11 protein-coding genes are annotated in these 17,028 nt (G+C 64.4%); 7 read left to right on the top strand and 4 right to left on the bottom strand.

Annotated elements, in window-relative coordinates; all coding sequences use genetic code 11:
* Nucleotides 1-94: 94 nt before the first annotated feature.
* Nucleotides 95-979, top strand: a complete 885-nt coding sequence (locus tag NDN01_RS11435) for a LysR family transcriptional regulator (protein WP_272627497.1) — start codon at nt 95-97, stop codon at nt 977-979.
* Nucleotides 980-1,017: 38 nt separating this feature from the next.
* On the opposite strand, the gene NDN01_RS11430 is transcribed toward NDN01_RS11435, so the two are convergent.
* A complete protein-coding gene (locus NDN01_RS11430) occupies nt 1,018-1,650 on the bottom strand; it encodes a TetR family transcriptional regulator (protein WP_272627496.1) in 633 nt (210 codons plus the stop codon).
* A 90-nt stretch (nt 1,651-1,740) separates the two neighbouring features.
* Here NDN01_RS11430 and NDN01_RS11425 point away from each other — a divergent pair, with 90 nt between their 5' ends.
* Complete coding sequence (locus NDN01_RS11425; protein ID WP_272627495.1) at nt 1,741-2,406, top strand: O-methyltransferase; 666 nt, start codon at nt 1,741-1,743, stop codon at nt 2,404-2,406.
* A 285-nt stretch (nt 2,407-2,691) separates the two neighbouring features.
* Here the strand turns inward: NDN01_RS11425 and NDN01_RS11420 are convergent, their stop codons facing one another.
* Nucleotides 2,692-3,294 (bottom strand): TetR family transcriptional regulator C-terminal domain-containing protein, encoded by a 603-nt coding sequence (locus NDN01_RS11420; RefSeq protein WP_272627494.1) that lies wholly within the window; start codon nt 3,292-3,294, stop codon nt 2,692-2,694.
* Nucleotides 3,295-3,439: 145 nt separating this feature from the next.
* Between NDN01_RS11420 and NDN01_RS11415 the strand changes: the two genes are divergently transcribed.
* Nucleotides 3,440-4,642, top strand: a complete 1,203-nt coding sequence (locus NDN01_RS11415; RefSeq protein ID WP_272627493.1) for an aromatic ring-hydroxylating oxygenase subunit alpha — start codon at nt 3,440-3,442, stop codon at nt 4,640-4,642.
* Nucleotides 4,643-4,740: 98 nt separating this feature from the next.
* A complete protein-coding gene (locus NDN01_RS11410; protein ID WP_272627492.1) occupies nt 4,741-6,354 on the top strand; it encodes a phytoene desaturase family protein in 1,614 nt (537 codons plus the stop codon).
* Here NDN01_RS11410 and NDN01_RS11405 read toward each other — a convergent pair.
* Nucleotides 6,326-7,639, bottom strand: coding sequence for an amino acid permease (locus NDN01_RS11405; protein ID WP_272627491.1), 1,314 nt, complete (start codon nt 7,637-7,639; stop codon nt 6,326-6,328). The two genes, NDN01_RS11410 and NDN01_RS11405, sit on opposite strands and share 29 nt — an antisense overlap.
* Nucleotides 7,640-7,711: 72 nt before the next feature.
* On the opposite strand from NDN01_RS11405, the gene NDN01_RS11400 reads away from it, so the two are divergent.
* The 3 genes from NDN01_RS11400 (at nt 7,712) to NDN01_RS11390 (ending at nt 15,954) form a co-directional block, all read left to right on the top strand.
* Nucleotides 7,712-9,328: a tetratricopeptide repeat-containing sulfotransferase family protein gene (locus tag NDN01_RS11400; RefSeq protein ID WP_272627490.1), complete on the top strand. Its 1,617-nt coding sequence runs from the start codon at nt 7,712-7,714 to the stop codon at nt 9,326-9,328.
* Nucleotides 9,329-9,443: 115 nt separating this feature from the next.
* Nucleotides 9,444-12,026, top strand: a complete 2,583-nt coding sequence (locus NDN01_RS11395) for a TonB-dependent receptor (protein WP_272627489.1) — start codon at nt 9,444-9,446, stop codon at nt 12,024-12,026.
* A 157-nt stretch (nt 12,027-12,183) separates the two neighbouring features.
* On the top strand, nt 12,184-15,954 hold the full coding sequence (locus NDN01_RS11390; protein ID WP_272627488.1) for a LamG-like jellyroll fold domain-containing protein: 3,771 nt from the start codon (nt 12,184-12,186) through the stop codon (nt 15,952-15,954).
* Between the two features lie 58 nt (nt 15,955-16,012).
* On the opposite strand, the gene NDN01_RS11385 is transcribed toward NDN01_RS11390, so the two are convergent.
* Nucleotides 16,013-16,948 (bottom strand): LysR substrate-binding domain-containing protein, encoded by a 936-nt coding sequence (locus NDN01_RS11385; RefSeq protein ID WP_272627487.1) that lies wholly within the window; start codon nt 16,946-16,948, stop codon nt 16,013-16,015.
* Nucleotides 16,949-17,028: the final 80 nt, after the last annotated feature.

Genomic DNA, 17,028 nt, shown 5'->3' with positions numbered 1-17,028 from the left:
GGCGGTGCATAACCCATGATGGAAATGATTTTATTTTCTGGGAATTATTACGATCTCTCATTAATGCGGAGCGATGGATATCGAGCCGGTTCTGTTGCGCGCTTTTGTTGCGGTCACCGAAGCTGGCGGCTTTACCCGTGCCGCACGGCGACTGAACCTCACCCAGTCAGCGGTCAGTCATCAAATCAGGCGATTGGAGGAACAGGTCGGGCGACCGCTGATGTCCCGCACGACGCGTCAGTTGAGGCTGACCGAGGACGGCCAGGACCTGCTCCATCATGCGCGTCAGATTCTGGCGGGCCATGACGCGCTGGCGCTGCGTTTTCGCCAATCCTCCGTTTCGGGGATAGTGCGTTTCGGCGCCCCCGAGACGTTCATGGGAGAACGGCTGCCGACGCTCCTGTGCCAATTCGCCCGGGCCTTTCCCGCGGTAAGGCTCGATGTTCATGTAAGCTGTTACCTGGATCTGGCGACGATGGTTGCCGCCGGAGAACTGGACCTCGCCGTTGCGTTGTCGATCGCGGGCGGTGAGGGGGGTATCAGGCTGCGCCGGACGCAATTCGCCTGGGTGGCAGCCGATACATTCGCGCTTCCGCGCGGCGCGTCCCTACCGCTCGCTTTCCACCCGCCACATTGCATCAACCGGCAGGTGGGCGTTGCTGCGCTGGAGAGCGCGCCGATCCCGTGGCATATCGCCTTCACGTCGCCCAGCGAGCAGGGGCTGCGGGCGGCGGTGCGATCCGGTCTCGCCACCGCGATACTGATGCGGGAGGATCTCGAGCCGGGAATGAGGGTCATCGATGGTGAATATGGCCTGCCGGCACTACCCGACGCTGATTTCATGCTGATCTGGAGCAACGGTGGCAAGTCGCAAGCTGCCCATGCTTTTGGTCAGATGTTGATTGCGATGGAGGGCTCTCCGTCATCGGTCGCTGGCGCGCCAATGGAGGCTGAGATTGATGCAGCGAGCGAGCGTTGAATATATGCGCCGCAGAACGTTCGCTGAGGGGCATGACCTCAGGCGCTGATCAACCGCTCCACATATGCGCACAACATATCAGCCAGCGCACCCGCATAGGCGTCGATCTCTGCCGTCGTGCGTGGTGTCGCTGAAAAGCTGCTGCCCACCTCGCTCAGTGTCGTCTCGATGAGATCGCCCGCCAGTGATCGCGCGTCCTCGGTGGCATCCGGCAGCACCTCGTGCAGAAACGACTGGAAGATCTGGGCGCTGGCCGCGCGGGTGTCGATCGCCTCGGGCGCATCGCGATAGAGCGGTGCCGCGTCGTTGAGCGCACCGCGGATCTGCGCCTCCTCGCATTCCGAGCGGAGGAAGGCATGTACCAGGATGCGCAGGCGTTCGAGCGGCGGATTCGAGGCGTCCTCCAGGATAGTGCGCAGCATGTTGCTGGTCGTGCGCCACTCGTCGCTTTGCAGTCGGAACAGGATCGCGGCCTTGTTGGGAAAATATTGGTAGAGCGATCCGACGCTCACACCAGCGCGCTCCGCCACCCGAGCGGTGGTGAATCGCTGCGCGCCCTCGGTTGCCAAAACCTGAACAGCGGCATCGAGCACCGCCGCGACGAGGTCGTTCGAGCGGGCCTGTTTGGGCTGCTTGCGCGAGGAGACGCGGGCGCTTTGTCGGGTCGTCATGTGCGGCTTGACCAATGCGAATAGGAAACATGACGAACTAGTCGTATTTATTCGGGCGAGCAAACACCTGCTCGAAACTGGAGAAAATCTATGACTATCCTCACCAGCGCGCCTGTGGCGCCGCTGCTCGATCGCCTGTTCGCCGAGGCCGAGGCCGCCTCTCCAATGGCGAGCCCTGCCTTCGCTTCCCTGTCGGGCGAGGAGCGCCGCCGGCTCATGGCGAGCAAGACTGGCTATCGAGAGCTTTACGGCCAGTTGAAGGAGTTCGCGCTCCCCGTTTCGCGCGAGACCGGCAAGCTTCTCTACATGCTGGCCCGCGCGGGCAATGCCCGATCGATCGTCGAGTTCGGCACCTCGTTCGGCCTGTCGACGCTTCACCTCGCGGCTGCGCTGCGGGACAATGGCGGCGGGCGGCTCATCACCTCCGAATTCGAACCGTCGAAGCTGGCCAGGGCCAGGGAGAACCTCGCCGCTGGTGGCCTGTCGGACCTTGTCGAGTTTCGCGAAGGCGACGCGCTGGAGACGCTGGCGTCCGATCTGCCCGAGACGGTCGACCTGCTGCTGCTCGACGGCGCCAAGTCGCTGTACATGGATGTGCTGGCACTGGTCGAAAGCCGCCTGCGGCCGGGTGCGGTGATCATCGCCGACAATACCGATTATTGCCCCGACTATCTTGAGCGAGTCAGCTCGGCCGAGAACGGCTATTGGTCGATGCCGTTTACTGACGATGTCGAATTGTCGATCCGTCTCGCCTGAGGTGCCTCGAGACGGCCGAACGGAAACGCTCGCTCGCCGACGGGATCGCGTGGTGTGTCACATGGCGGCTGACATTTTCGTCGGCCGCCATGTGAACGAAATTCAATTATCTATTTGAAAATAAAGTAAATATTGAATTTTAGTTTGCTGGAAATAAGGCAAAATGTCAGTGACCCTCCTGACATTTCCAACAGGCGCGACGTGTCAGGGGCTTCGATTCAATCGCTGCACAACGCAGTCTATCGACGCGATGGTAGTGACGGGAAACCGGCTCTCGCCTCTTTCTCATCGCCGGATCTGAAGCAGCGCGTCGATGTGCCGCTCAGCGATCGCGCTTGCCTCGGCGGGCGTGAAGGCGTCGGGCGCGAGGCAGAGTTCAAGCCATAACCCGTCGACGATCGCGCTGATGCCGATCGCGGCAAGGCGGCGGTCGGGTTCGGGAACGCCGCAGGCGGCGAGCAGGCTTTCGAGGTCGCGCCGGTACGCCGCGTAGAGATCGCGGTGGAGGCCGGCGATGTCGGCGTTGCTCTTCACCAGGCTCCAGAAGGCGATCCAGGTCGAGAGCAGCCCCGGATCGGCGATTGGGGGCGTGAAGCTGGTGGTGACATGGGCGAGCAGGCGAGAGCGGGGTTCCGTTCCGGCGGCCGCCATGGCGCCTTCGAAGGCAGCGGAGACCTGCGCATCGACATGGGCATAGGTTGCGGCGATCAGCGCATCGATGCCGTCGAAATAATGACCAAGCAGGCCGGACGAGACGCCGGCCTCCGCGGAGATCGTCCGTACCGACACGCCGGCCGCGCCGTGGCTCGCGAGCACGCGCGCCGTCGCTTCGATCAGGCTGAGGCGGCGCGCATCGGGTTCGGCGCGGGTGAAGGCGGGTTTGTGCACGCGCCCCTTCTCCCGTTCGTGCCAGGCGAAGTCGAGAAACAATTGCGCTGAGCTGGTCCTAATTTCTCGACTCATCCGAAACGAACGGTGGTTGCGTCTTGCGCAGCGTTGTTATACGATCGTCCAACAAGCAGAGGAGGCCGGCATGGCGCATCGCTACGCGAACACGGGCGAAGGAGCCTTGAAGGCCGAGTCTCATGATCCTGACGCCGACTTCAGTCTGCCGGGCTGGCTCTATACCGATCCCGAATATTTCGACGTCGAGGTGGCTCGGGTGATCCGGCCGTCGTGGCAGATCGTCTGCCATGTCAGCGACATCCCGAAGCCCGGCGATTATCATACGCTCGATTATATCGGTGAGAGCGTGATCACGGTGCGCGGCGAGGACGGCACGGTGCGCGCGTTCGCCAATGTCTGCCGCCACCGCGCGATGCGGCTGGTCGAAGGGCCGGCGGGGTGCGCCAGGAAGCTGGTCTGTCCGTACCATGCCTGGGCCTATGAGCTTGACGGCCGGCTGACCGGCGTGCCGATGAAGGGCGACTATCCGGCGCTCGACATGACCAGGAACGGCCTGGCGGCGGTCGATATCGAGATCTGGCGCGGTTTCGTCTTTGTCCGGCTCGAGGACAATGGTGGTCCATCGGTCGCTGACATGATGACTCCCTATGAGGAGGAGATCGAGCCGTATCGGTTCGAGGAGATGCGGACGCTCAGCCCGGTGCGGCTGCGCGAGCGGGCGGTGAACTGGAAGAATGTCGGCGACAATTATTCCGACAACCTGCACATCCCGGTCGCCCATGCCGGGCTGACTCGTCTGTTCGGCAAGAGCTATGCGATCGAGGCGAAGCCCTGGGTCGACAAGATGTCGGGTTATCTCGCCGACAAGCCATCGAACGACCGGTGGGAGCGGTTGTACCAGGCCTATCTGCCGCGTGCCGAGCATCTGCCCGAAGCGCAGCAGAAGCTGTGGCTCTATTACAAGCTGTGGCCGAACATGGCGTTCGACATTTATCCGGACCAGGTCGATTTCATGCAGTGGCTGCCGCTGTCGCCGACCACCTGCGTGCTACGCGAGATGGCCTTCGCGCTGCCTGATGAGCGGCGTGAGATGAAGCTGGTGCGCTACGCCAACTGGCGGATCAACCGGACGGTGAATGCCGAGGATACCTGGCTGATCACCCGTGTGCAGCAGGGCATGGCGTCTCAAAGTTACACTGTCGGGCCGATCGGGGCGAGCGAGGTGTGCCTGCGGAGTTTTGCGAAGAAGATCCGGGGCCTGATTCCCGAGGCCCGGTTGCCTCGCGCGCCGGCACCTGGATGGAGCCGGCGGCCGAGAGTCGTGGAATAGCCCCGACCCACCCCGTTCGTGTCGAGCGAAGTCGAGACACGGCCACGGGCGCGCCCGGCGCGGTTTCTCGACTTCGCTCGAAACGAATGGTTGGCTGAATGACCCAGAAATACGACGCGCTCATCATCGGCGGTGGCCATAATGGCCTTGTCTGCGCCTTCTACCTCGCGCGCGCCGGATTGAAGGTCCGTGTGCTGGAACGCCGCGACATCGTTGGCGGCGCGGCCGTTACCGAGGAGTTCCACCCCGGTTTCCGTAACTCGACCGCGAGTTACACCGTCAGCCTGCTTCGCCCGAAAGTGATCAGGGACATGCGCCTCCACGAGCGCGGCTGGAGGATCATCGAGCGGACGATCTCCAACTTCTTCCCGAACGAGAACGGCTATCTCAAGCTTGGCGGAGGCGAGGATCGCACCCGGGCGGAGTTTGCCCGTTATTCGCAAAAGGATGCGGACACCTTCCCGAAATATGAAGAAGCGCTGGAACGCGTCGCCGAAGTGCTGCGTGACATGGCGCTCAAGACCCCGCCGAATGCCGGTGGTGGCATCCGCGCGCTGCTGGCGGCTGCGGCACAGGGCAAGCGCCTCGCCGGCATGTCGATCGAGGCGCAGCGCGATGTGATGGACCTGTTCGTCAAGTCCGCGCGCGACTTCCTCGATAGTTGGTACGAGGACGAGTACGTCAAGGCCGCGTTCGGCTTCGATGCCGTGGTCGGCAACTATGCCAGCGTCGATACGCCGGGCAGCGCCTATGTCCTGCTCCACCACGTGTTCGGCGAAGTGAATGGCAAGAAGGGCGCTTGGGGCCACAGTGTCGGTGGCATGGGGGCGATCACCCAGTTCATGGCCGAGGCGTGCGCCGATATGGGCGTCGAGATCAGCCTGGAGACGCCGGTCGCCAGGGTGCTGGTCGACGGCAACCGAGTCACCGGCGTGAAGCTCGAGAGTGGGGAAGAGATCGCGGCCGACATCGTCGCCGCGAATGTCGGCCCGGCCTTGCTTTACCGCCAGTTGGTCGACCGCGCCGACATGACGCCGGAATTCGCGCGACGGATGGACAATTTCAAGACTGGCTCCGGCACGTTCCGGATGAACGTTGCGCTGTCCGAATTGCCTGATTTCTCGGTGTTGCCAGGCAAGGATGTGGGGGAGCATCACACGTGCGGCATCATCATCTCGCCGACGCTCGATTATATGGACAAGGCGTTCACCGACGCGAAGGTGAAGGGGTGGTCCGACGAGCCAATCGTCGAGATGAAGCTGCCGACCTCGATCGACGACAGCCTCGCGCCGCCGGGCATGCACATCGCCAGCCTGTTCTGCCAGCAATTCGCGCCGGTTCTGCCCGACGGCCGTTCATGGGACGACGAGCGCGAGGTGGCGGCCGACGTGATCATCGATACGGTCACGACGCATGCGCCGAACTTCAAGGACGCGGTGATCGCACGGCAGATTCATTCACCGCTCGACCTGGAGCGCAAGTTCGGGCTGATCGACGGCGACATCATGCACGGTCACATGTCGCTCGACCAGCTCTGGGCGTCGCGGCCGGTGCTTGGGCACGGCGACTATCGGTCGCCGATCAGGGGTCTCTATATGTGCGGCGCAGGGACCCATCCGGGCGGTGGTGTGACTGGCGCGCCGGGGCATAATGCGGCGCACGAGATCATCGCCGATCGCGGGATCATGGGGCGGTGGCGCCGCTGGAAGTGATTCGGCCGCGCCTGACGGACCAATAGACCGGCAGGCCGAGCAGCAGCAGCGCGAGACCCCAGAGATCGGCCTTCAGGCCAAGGCCATAGACCATCCACACGACGAAGGCGGCGGCGGTCGCGGCCGCGATCTTCAGCGGCAAATCCCGGGGCAGCAGGCGGATCGCAGCGAGCGCGCACGCCAGATAGGCGAGCATGCCGGCGGCGAGCGAGATCGACGCGATGTCCTGGAAGAGCTGTCCCATCGAACTGGCATAGTTCATCAGCGTCACCACGGTGACGAGCAATCCCGAGACGAGATGGGCGCGGGCCGGCGTGCCGAAGCGGCTCTCCTTGCCGAACCAGGCCGGAAACACCCCGCCGCGCGCCATCGCCCAGGGCATCTCACCCTGAAGCAGGATGAAGCCGTTGAGCGTGCCGAAGGCGCTGATCGCGGCGAACAGGGCGACGATCTCGGCCGTGCGTGGCCCGAAGCTGCGACCGAGGAATTCAGCGATGGGGGCGGGGGAGGCTGCGGTGATCGCCGCAGGCATCATGAACATGGCGGCGCCGGAGACAAGCACGTAGACGAGCCCGGTCAGCACGGTGCCGATCAGGGTGACGCGCGGCACGACGCGGGCCGCGTTCTCCACCTTGTCGGCCGGGACGGTCGCAGATTCGACGCCGAGAAAGCCCCAGAAGGTGATCGCCGCCGCGCCGGCGATCGCGCCGGCGCCGAGCGGTACCGGCGTGCTGGGGGCGATCGCGCCGCTGCCGTCCCGCAGCAACAGCCACGCCGCGAGGATGATGACACCCGCGAGCGGCACCAGTTTGAGCACCGTCGTCACGAACTGAACCTGGCCGGCGAGCGCTACTCCGCGGATGTTGACCGCGATCAATATCCAGATGACCGCGAGCGCTGCGATCGCTGGCAGGCCCGGTGTCGAACCGAGTGCGGGCACGATCAGGCTGAGGGCACTGACCACGGCAACAGCGATCGCGGCGTTGCCGGCCCAGATCAGCACCCAATAGCTCCAGGCGACCGCGAAGCCGACGCCTGGGCCGAACGCTGCCTGGGTGAAGGCATAAGGTCCGCCAGCAAGCGGCAGTTTCGCGCCGAGCCGGGCGAAGACGAAGGCGAGGCACAGGGCGCCCCCGATCGTGACGAACCAGCCGATCATGCCATTCCAGCCGAGCGGGGCGAGTGTCGCGGGCAGCATGTAGACGCCGGAGCCGATCATGTTGCCGACGACCAGCGCAAGGCAGGTCCAGAAGCCCAGGGCGGCACGTGAGGGCGGTACTGACATTCGGACGATCTCCCCTATCGCGCACTCTACGGCTTGATCGGCGGCGCGCACCATGTTTCTTGGTGGCACGACATGGCAAGCATCCCCCCCTCGCAATCGACATGGCATCTGGAGAGCAGCCGCTGGCCGCCACGGCTGATCGACGCCGCGCTGGCGCTGCACGACAACGCGCTGTCGGTCGCGGAGCCGCTGCTGCGGGCGCACCTCAAGGAGGATCCGTTCGACGTCGCCGCGATCCGCATGCTGGCGGAACTGGCCGGGCGGATCGGCCGCTACAAGGACGCCGAGACCCTGCTGCGCCGCGCGTTGGACTTGTCACCTGAATTCACCGCGGCGCGCGCGAACCTCGCCATTGCCCTTTACCGGCAGAACCGCTCGGCCGAGGCGATCGCCGAACTCGACCTCGTGCTCGACGACGAGCCGGATAATCCGGGCCATGCCAATCTGAAGGCCGCGGCGCTTGGACGGATCGGTGGTTTCGACGAGGCGATCGAACTGTACGAAGCGGTGCTGAAGGGCGCGCCGCACCAGCCGCGCGTCTGGATGAGCTATGGCCATATGCTCAAGACGGTCGGCCGACAGGCTGACGGCGTCGCGGCCTATCGTCGTGCGCTCGCGCTGACGCCCGGACTGGGCGAGGCGTGGTGGAGTCTCGCGAACCTGAAGACCGTGCGCTTCGACGAAGCCGATATCGCGGCGATGCGGTCTGCCCTTGGCCGCGGCGATATCTCGGACGAGGACCGTTTCCATCTCGATTTCGCGCTCGGCAAGGCATTCGAGGATCGCAGAGAGGCGGATGCCGCGTTCGGTCACTATGCGACGGGCAATGCGCTGCGGCGGACGAAGATCGTCTATGATGCGGACGAGACCGAGGCGTTCGTCGACCGGAGCGTGGCACTTTTCACGCCAGGTTTCTTGGCCGCACGGGCAGGGCAGGGGTGCGACTCGCCCGATCCGATCTTCATTCTGGGCATGCCCCGCGCCGGATCGACGCTGGTCGAGCAGATCCTGTCGAGCCACCCGCTGGTCGAGGGGACGTCCGAGCTTCCCGATATTCCCTTCCTTGCCCGGCAGATCGCTGATTATCCTCAGGGCATGGATGCCCTTGCGCCGTCGCGCCTTCGTGAGATCGGCGAGGAATATCTGCGCCGGGCGAGCGTTCAGCGGCGCACCGACCGCCCGTTCTTCATCGACAAGCTGCCCAACAACTGGGCGCATCTGCCGTTCATCCACCTGATCCTGCCCGGGGCGAAGATCGTCGATGCGCGGCGCCATCCGCTCGGCTGCTGCTTCTCCAATTTCAAGCAACATTTCGCGCGGGGACAGGCGTTCACCTACGCGCTTGAGGATATGGGGCGATATTATCGCGACTATGTGCGGCTGCTGGCGCATGTCGACAGGGTGCTGCCCGGCCTCGTCCACCGCGTGATCTATGAGCGGATGGTGGACGATACCGAGGCCGAAGTGCGGGCGTTGCTGGCGGCGTGCGGGCTGGAATTCGATCCGGCCTGTCTCGATTTCCACAAGACCGAGCGTGCGGTTCGCACCGCGAGTTCTGAACAGGTGCGCCGGCCGATCTTTCGCGAAGGCACCGAAAGCTGGAAACCGTTCGAGCTGTGGCTCGACCCGCTGAAGGCAGCGCTGGGCGACGTGCTGGACAGCTATCCGGGTGTCCCCGCCTTCGTCTGAACGTTGCAAAACTGTCACGATGCGGCCGCGAAATGATTTCAGGCGACCGTTGCGATTGACGGATGTTGCGGCCGCGAACAGCATCCTGACAGATAATTTCATCGGGGGGCCCACGATGCATGTCACCAAGCGTAAACTCGCCGTCACCGCTCTGCTCGCCTGCACGAGCCTGGCAACCCCGGCATTCGCCCAATCGACGTCCGCCGATACGCAGGAGGCCGCTCCCAGCGGACAGGACGATATCATCGTCACCGCGCAGAAGCGCGAGGAGAATATCCAGAACGTGCCGATCAGCATCCAGGCGATCGGCACGAAGAAGCTCGACCAGCTGAACATCACCAACTTCGCCGAATATTCCCAGTTGTTGCCGTCGGTATCCTTTCAGGCGCTGGGTGGCACCCCGGGCACCAACGTCGTCTACATGCGCGGCGTCGCCTCGGGCGGCGACGGCAACCATTCCGGGTCTCTGCCGTCGGTCGGCGTCTATCTCGATGAACAGCCGGTCACCACGATCGGCGGCAACCTTGACGTCCATGTCTATGATATCGCCCGCATCGAGAGCCTCGCGGGGCCGCAGGGCACGCTGTACGGTGCATCGTCCGAGGCCGGTACGGTGCGCATCATCACCAACAAACCCGATACGAGTGGTTTGTACGGCCGCGTCGACGGGGAGGTGAACAGCGTCAACAAGGGCGGCGTAGGCGGCAAGCTGGAGGGCATGATCAACGTGCCCATTTCGCAGGACATCGCGTTCCGCGCGGTCGGCTTCTACCAGAAGGATGCTGGCTATATCGACAATGTACCCGGCTGCCGCAGCTTCCTGCCTGAAACCAATCCGCTCGGATGCACCGCAACGAATGGCGGCATCTCGGTCAACAACGCCAAATTCGTGAAGAAGGACTATAACGACACGGAGATCTGGGGTGGCCGCGCCGCGCTGAAGATTGACCTGGACGACAACTGGACGGTCACGCCGGCGGCGATCTATCAGGATACCCGCTCGCACGGCAGCTACGGCTACGATCCCCGGGTCGGTGACCTCAAGGTCCAGCATTTCTATCCCGAATATCGGCGGGATCGCTTCATCCAGGCAGCCCTGACGATCGAGGGCAAGCTCGGCAATTGGGATCTGACTTATGCCGGCGCCTATCTCGACCGGAAGGATTTTTCCTCGACCGACTATACCGATTATGCCGAGCAATATGACCATCTCTATGCGTCGGTCGGCGGCATCAGCAACTATTTCTACTTCAAGAATGCAGCCGGTGCGACGATCGACCCGCGCCAGAACGTGCTCGGCAGCGATCACTTCAAGAAGATGAGCCAGGAATTCCGCGTCGCCTCGCCGCAGGGCGAACGGTTCCGCGTGGTGGCCGGCGCCTTCTATCAGCGCCAGAGCAACGACATTCATCAGGATTATCAGGTGCCGGGTCTCGCGCCGGCACTGTCGGTGAACGGCTCTCCCGGGACCTTGTGGCTGACTCAGCAGCACCGCGTCGACAAGGATTACGCGATGTTCGGGGAGGCTGCCTTCGACATCCTGCCGAACCTGACCTTCACGGCGGGCGGTCGCGCCTTCATCTATGACAATTCGCTGATCGGTTTCTTCGGCTTCGGGCGCAATCCGGGCAACGGCTTCTCGGATTCGCCGCCCAACGCCGCCGGCAGCAACCGCACCGGCGTCGCGCAATGTTTCACGACCTCGGGCCAGCGGCTCTATGATCGCGATACCGATACCTATAGCAGCTCGCTCACCCTGCTTCCGCCGGCGGTGGCGGGCAGCCCGTGCACCAACCTGGCCGTCTACGCGGCCGGTCGGGGGCTGCAACCGGTCAACACGCAGGGCCAGGGGTTCACCCACAAGCTGAACCTCACATGGAAACCCGTTCAGGATGTGCTGCTCTATGCCACATGGTCGCGCGGTTTCCGGCCGGGCGGCATCAATCGGCGCGGTACTATCCCGCCCTATGCAGCGGATTATCTGACCAATTACGAGATCGGCTGGAAGACCACGCTTGCCGGCGGCAAGCTTCGTTTCAACGGTGCCATCTATCAGCAGGAATGGAAGAAGTTCCAATTCTCCTTCCTCGGCCAGAACAGCTTCACCGAAATCCATAACGGTCCGGATGCGCGGATTCGCGGTATCGAGATGGATGCCAATCTCAATCTCGGCGCGCTCGTGCTGACGGCGGCGGGGTCGTACACCGACGCGAAGACCAGGAAGAATCTGTGCCTGTTCGACGACCCGAGCTTCTCCTGCACCCTGCCGGGACCGGGAGGCGAGGCCAACCTCATCTCGGCTCCGGCGGGTACGAGGCTGCCGGTCACGCCGCGCGTCAAGGTGAATGGCACGGCGCGCTACACCTTCGACCTCGGTTCGATAAAGCCCTATATCCAGGGCATCGTGGCGCATCAGAGTTCGGCAGCATCGGATATCCGCACCGCGGTCATCCAGACCGGGACAGGGGCAGTGGTCAACCCGGCCGCGCTGCAGGGGCGCTTGCCGGCCTATACCATCGCCAATTTCGCGATCGGTACGGATCTGGGCAGCTATTCGCTCGAGTTCTTCGTGCAGAACGCCTTCGACGAGCGCGGCCAGCTTTCGCGGTTCCAGGAATGCGGAAGTTGCTCGCAGCGGCCTTATATCGTTCCGGTCACGCCGCGCACGATCGGCGTGAGGGCGGGCGCGAAGTTCTGAGAACGCAGGGCGGCGGGCAAGGCCCGCCGCCTTCTTTACCGTATCGGCCGATCTCCGAAGTGCTTAGCCCGAAACGTGGATTGATACCGGTGTCATGTGCTGGCATAGTCAGGGGAGGGAGGCGAGATGTAACCGTCTCCTGTAAGGGAGAGAGCGCGTGACATTGGCCCTTCGCACGTCCTGGATCGCGTTGGGGATCGCACTGGCTGCCAGCGGCGCCCATGCCCGGTCAGCGCCCGATCCTGCCGGCTCGCTGTTCCGCGTCTCCGCCGACCAGGGCCTGATCGCCGAGCGCGCCGGGGGCGAGGCTGAACCCAATTTCCAGAGCAATGTAGCGATCGTGCCCGGCGGCAAGTCGGGCGGGGCGATCCGGTGGGAAGACGATGGCTATGTCGCCTGGCGCGCGCCGGGTAATATCTATGCCCAGCGCGGCACGCTTTCCTTCTTCTGGCGGCCGCGCACGCCGGTGGGCGAGGCGCCCTTCGCGATCTTCCGCGTGGGCTTTGCCGATCATTCCAGTTGGGACATGGCGTTCCTGCGCATCGACTGGAACGGCCACGGCTTCGATGCCTTCGTCACCGACGCCAATCTCGCACGGAGTCGCGTGTCGTTCCGGATCGACCAGTTGCCCGCCGCAGACCAGTGGAAGCACATTGCCTTTTCGTGGGACGAGGGTGTCGGCGTTCGGCTGTTCGTCGACGGCAAGGAAGTGGCACGCAAGGACGGCAAGGCCGATCTCGATTCCGGGCTCGATCAGTTCGGCCTGGCCGGGCGGATCATCTCGCCGCATCAGGTGCAGAGCCGCTACCACTTCATGCGTGGCAGCGACGTCGATGAAATCCTTGTCTATGATCATATGCTCGCCGCCGCCGATGTCGCGGCGCTGGCCGACAATCGCGAGCCGGCCGTGGCTCCCGTTGTCACCGAAGCGGCGCGGCGCACCGCCTGGCTCCATCGCTTCGGCTGGGACACGGCATCGCCGCCCGCGCTGACGAGCAATACCACCAGCATCCGCAAGGTCGAGTTTGCCGATGCGAGGGACCTGAAGCAGTGGAACTGGAAGGGGATCGACGGGATTGCGGAGACGACCTGGCCGGGCGTGTATAACCGCTCGCGCCTGCCCGGACGCAACGATTATTTCCAGCTGCCTGACTGGAACACCTATGTCGAGGGCGGCAAGGCTTATGACCTGACGGTGCCGGCGGGCGTGCACTTCAACCGGGTCGAGATCCGGGGTGCTGCCCATGGCTCGCTCAGTTGGTCGGAGGACGGTGTGTCGTACGCCACGCTGGGACGGCGCCCGCAGGGGGTGGTGCGCAGCATCGACAGCTTCGGGCGCAGGGCGGGCGGGAAGCTGCGCTTCGCGAACACCGCGCAGGAAACACCGATCCAGGAAATCTGGGCCTATGACGTGACCGACGCGGCCGAGCCCGAGGGCAGCTTCATGCTGAGCTACACCGTGCAGGCCAATGCAGCGCCGGCCTTTGCCGCGCTCTCCGCGCTCAACGACTATATCGCCGGTCGCTATGCCCCGGACGAGCGCACGACGGTGGTGGCGCTGCCCGCCGGTGCGCGCGCGGCGGCGGGTGCCGGCAACGCGGCTGCCACGACCGCGGCCGTGCATGTCGAGGGTAGCGCGCCGATCGTCCATATCCTGGTCCCGTCGGGCTTTGGCGATGCGTTTCCCGGGCGCCCCTCCGCACGCTCATGGAACTATGGCTGGGAGAATGTGCATGACGGGCTCGACGGCATCGCGCTCGATATCCCCGGGCTAAAGGCGACCCCCGGTGCGGATGGGCTGATCCCGCTCAATATCCGGGTGAAGGACCCGATCTGGCCAGGCCGCGACATGATCGACGTGTCGGTCTCGGTGCGGCCGGGGGAGAAACGGACCGTCTGGCTTGACCTGCGCGATCGTATTCTGACTGACGACAGCCTGTTTCTGACCATGGCCTCCGCCGCGCCCGATTTTGGGGCGCAGTCGCTTGATGGGATGAAAGTGCGGCTGGTGTTCAAGGATCGCGCGGCCGCGCTGCCGGAGCATATCGCCGACCGGTTCAACCAGGTGAAGGACAATTGGGGTTTCCTGGTCGAGGAACATACCTCGTCAAAGCGCGCCGGGCTCTATCTTCGCCTCTATACCGATGTCTCCGACCTGTTGCGGGTCGACCCCGACAACGCCGAGGCTCGGCGCTATTGGGCCGACATCAGCTATGGCGAGCATAATTTTCCGGCCTTTACCCAGCCCCAGGCGCCGGCTGGCGTACCGCTCTGGGCGTTCCGGCAGCTTGAAGACCTGAAGCTCGTCCGCCAGTTCGTAACCTGGTGGATCGACAACCGGCAGGTGCCCTATGGCGATTTCGGCGGCGGCATCTCGGATGATACCGATCTGGTGCAGCAATGGCCGGGCCTTGCGCTGATGGGAGTGGAACCGGACAAGATCAATGCATCGGTCCGCGCGCTGTCCGACGCTGCATATGCCAACCGCATGATCACCAATGGGCTCGGCACGATCACCACCGATGAACTGCACGCCTATGAGGAAGGGCTCAACAGCGACGCCGAACGGCTCTACCTCAACTGGGGCGAGCCAAGGGCGGTAGAACGACTGATGGCGACCGCTCGAGCGCTGTCCGGCGTGGTCCAGAAGAATCCAGCCGGTCACATGCACTTCGCCAGCAACTGGTACGGCGGCACGAAGATGTACCGCGAGGGACCGTGGGAATGGGAGAAGCCCTACAGCTTTACGGTGATGCACGCGCCGATCCTGATTGGTCTCTATAACGGGAACCCCGCTGCTCGCGGACTTGTGACCGGCACGATGGACGGCTGGATGGCACATGGCCGCCAGGACAAGGACGGGAACTGGACATACCCGAACGAAATCAACTGGCGTACCGACGCGGAGCGCGCGGGCGATGGCGGAGGCGTGTCGACGCCGCTTCAATCGGCCTGGGCGGCGTGGCGCTTTACCGGCGAAGAGAAATATCTCCGCCCGGTGCTGGGGCGCACGGCGAAGAGCGGGCCCGCGTCCCTCGCCGATATCAACGAGAATGCGGTCGATGCACTCGATCGTCGGAAGGATTGGGGGGCGGCCCTGATCGCGAAGGCGACGGGCGGCGGCGCATTCGAACGCTATGCGGCATGGAACGCGACCGGCGACACCAAATGGCTCGACGCGCTGCACGCCGATGCGATCGCCGACAAGGCGCAGCATCGATATATGTACACCGAAGGGCATTGGTGGTCCGACCGGGTCGATCAGCCCAACGAGATTCTGCAGCGCGAACGGCTGGGCGGAATCGCCCTGCGCCGGAACCAGACCTGGCCAGGCAACAGCGTAAGCTGGCGGTTCGCCGAGGCGGGCGCGGCGGAGCAGGTGGCCATTCTGGTGCCCGGCGCGACCATGGGCACGTTCAAGGTGATCGCCTGGAACACCAGCGGCAGGCCGCAAAGGGCGGACATGACGGCATGGAACGTGACCGCGGGGCGGTGGAAGATGACGGGGTCTTCCGGCACTAGCGAGATCACGCTTGAACGTAGCGCGTCGATCCCGCTGGTTTTCGCGCCGGGGGAGAATGTGTTCGAATTCGCGCTGGTCGCGCCTGGCGTGCCGACGGATCAGCGGGCGGACCTTGGGATTGGCATCGACGATATCGCGATGACGAAGCGGGCGATGACGGTAACGGTACACAGCCTGGGCGCAATCGATGCGTCCGGCGGAACGCTGTCGCTTGAGGATGCTGCCGGCAGGGTGCTCGCTACAGCACCGGTGCCTCCGTTGGGGGCGCCGCTCGATCTTCAGCCGAAGACGGCGAAGGTGACGCTGACCGTGCCGGCAGGCGCGGTGCGGGTTCGGGTCGCGCTGATAGGCAATGCGCCTGAGACGACCTTGCTGAACAATGTCGTTGCGCTTCCTGCCAGCTAGTCCCGGCGTAAGGCGGTTGGCTTTGCAGGTCCGTTGTTTTCCCGGATCGCTGGACCCGTCACGCTGGCCGTGCGGGGAGGGAGGTGAGGCTGGCCCAGAAGCGTTCCGCCGCGGCACTTTGCGGCTCAAGCGGGCGGAACAGGCCGATCTCGATCGGGACGTCCCACTCGGCTCCTCCCGCGCGAACCAGTGTGCCGGCCGCCATGTCCTTCGCGGCAAGCCCCGCCGGCAGCCAGGCGATGCCATGGCCCTCGCGCACCTTGCCGAGCAGCGTGGCCGCGAGCTGTGCGGAGAACACGCTTTCAAGTGCCGGTATCCGGTCCGCGATATCATGCGCGGCAAAGATTCGGCCGAGGCCGGATTCTTCGGTGTAGGAGAGCAGGGGCAGGGAGGCGCCGGTCTGGTTGAGCGACCACCGCGGGCCTCCGTCGGCGTCCGGCGCGGTGAGTGGTACGAGCGAGTCCATTCCCACGGCGATCGATCTGAACCGGCTCGGTTCGAACCTGCTCGCCGCCAGCGCGTGGCGATGACAGAGCAGGAATTGCGCTTGGCCCTGCAACATCAAATCCTCGCACCCGGCCATGGTATCGGAGAACAGCCGCGTGGGGCCGATCGGGCCGTGTTGTTCTACTTGGCGGATCCAGCCGGGAAAGAAGGTGAAGGCAAGCGCGTGTGTCGCGGCGAAACGGAGCGTGATCGCGTCGCTGTCGCTCGTTTCCGCCGCTTCCCGCGTATCGCGGCGCAAAAGCTCGATCGTCTCGATAAGCCCGGCCGCGCCATGGTTGAATTGAACGCCGGCCGGCGTCAGCGTCGCACCACTGGACGACCGGATGAATAGGGCGGCGCCGACCCAACTCTCCAGCGCCCGGATTCGGCGACCGAAGGCGGGCTGCGCGATCCGGCGCGCTTCGGCGGCGCGGGAAAAGCTGCCGCTCTCGGCAAGCGCTACGAAATCCTTCAGCCACGCCAGTTCCACGATATGCCGATCCCGCACTGCCCCCAATATCGGTGGGAATAGCAGGGCGTGGCGCGGAGACCTAACCGCGCCGCGGGCGCTGATTTCAAGGCAGGAGC

Source organism: Sphingomonas sp. QA11 (assembly GCF_028473665.1).
In the GTDB taxonomy this organism is placed as follows: Bacteria; Pseudomonadota; Alphaproteobacteria; order Sphingomonadales; family Sphingomonadaceae; genus Sphingomonas; species Sphingomonas phytovorans.
This window is presented reverse-complemented; position numbering and strand designations above follow the sequence as displayed.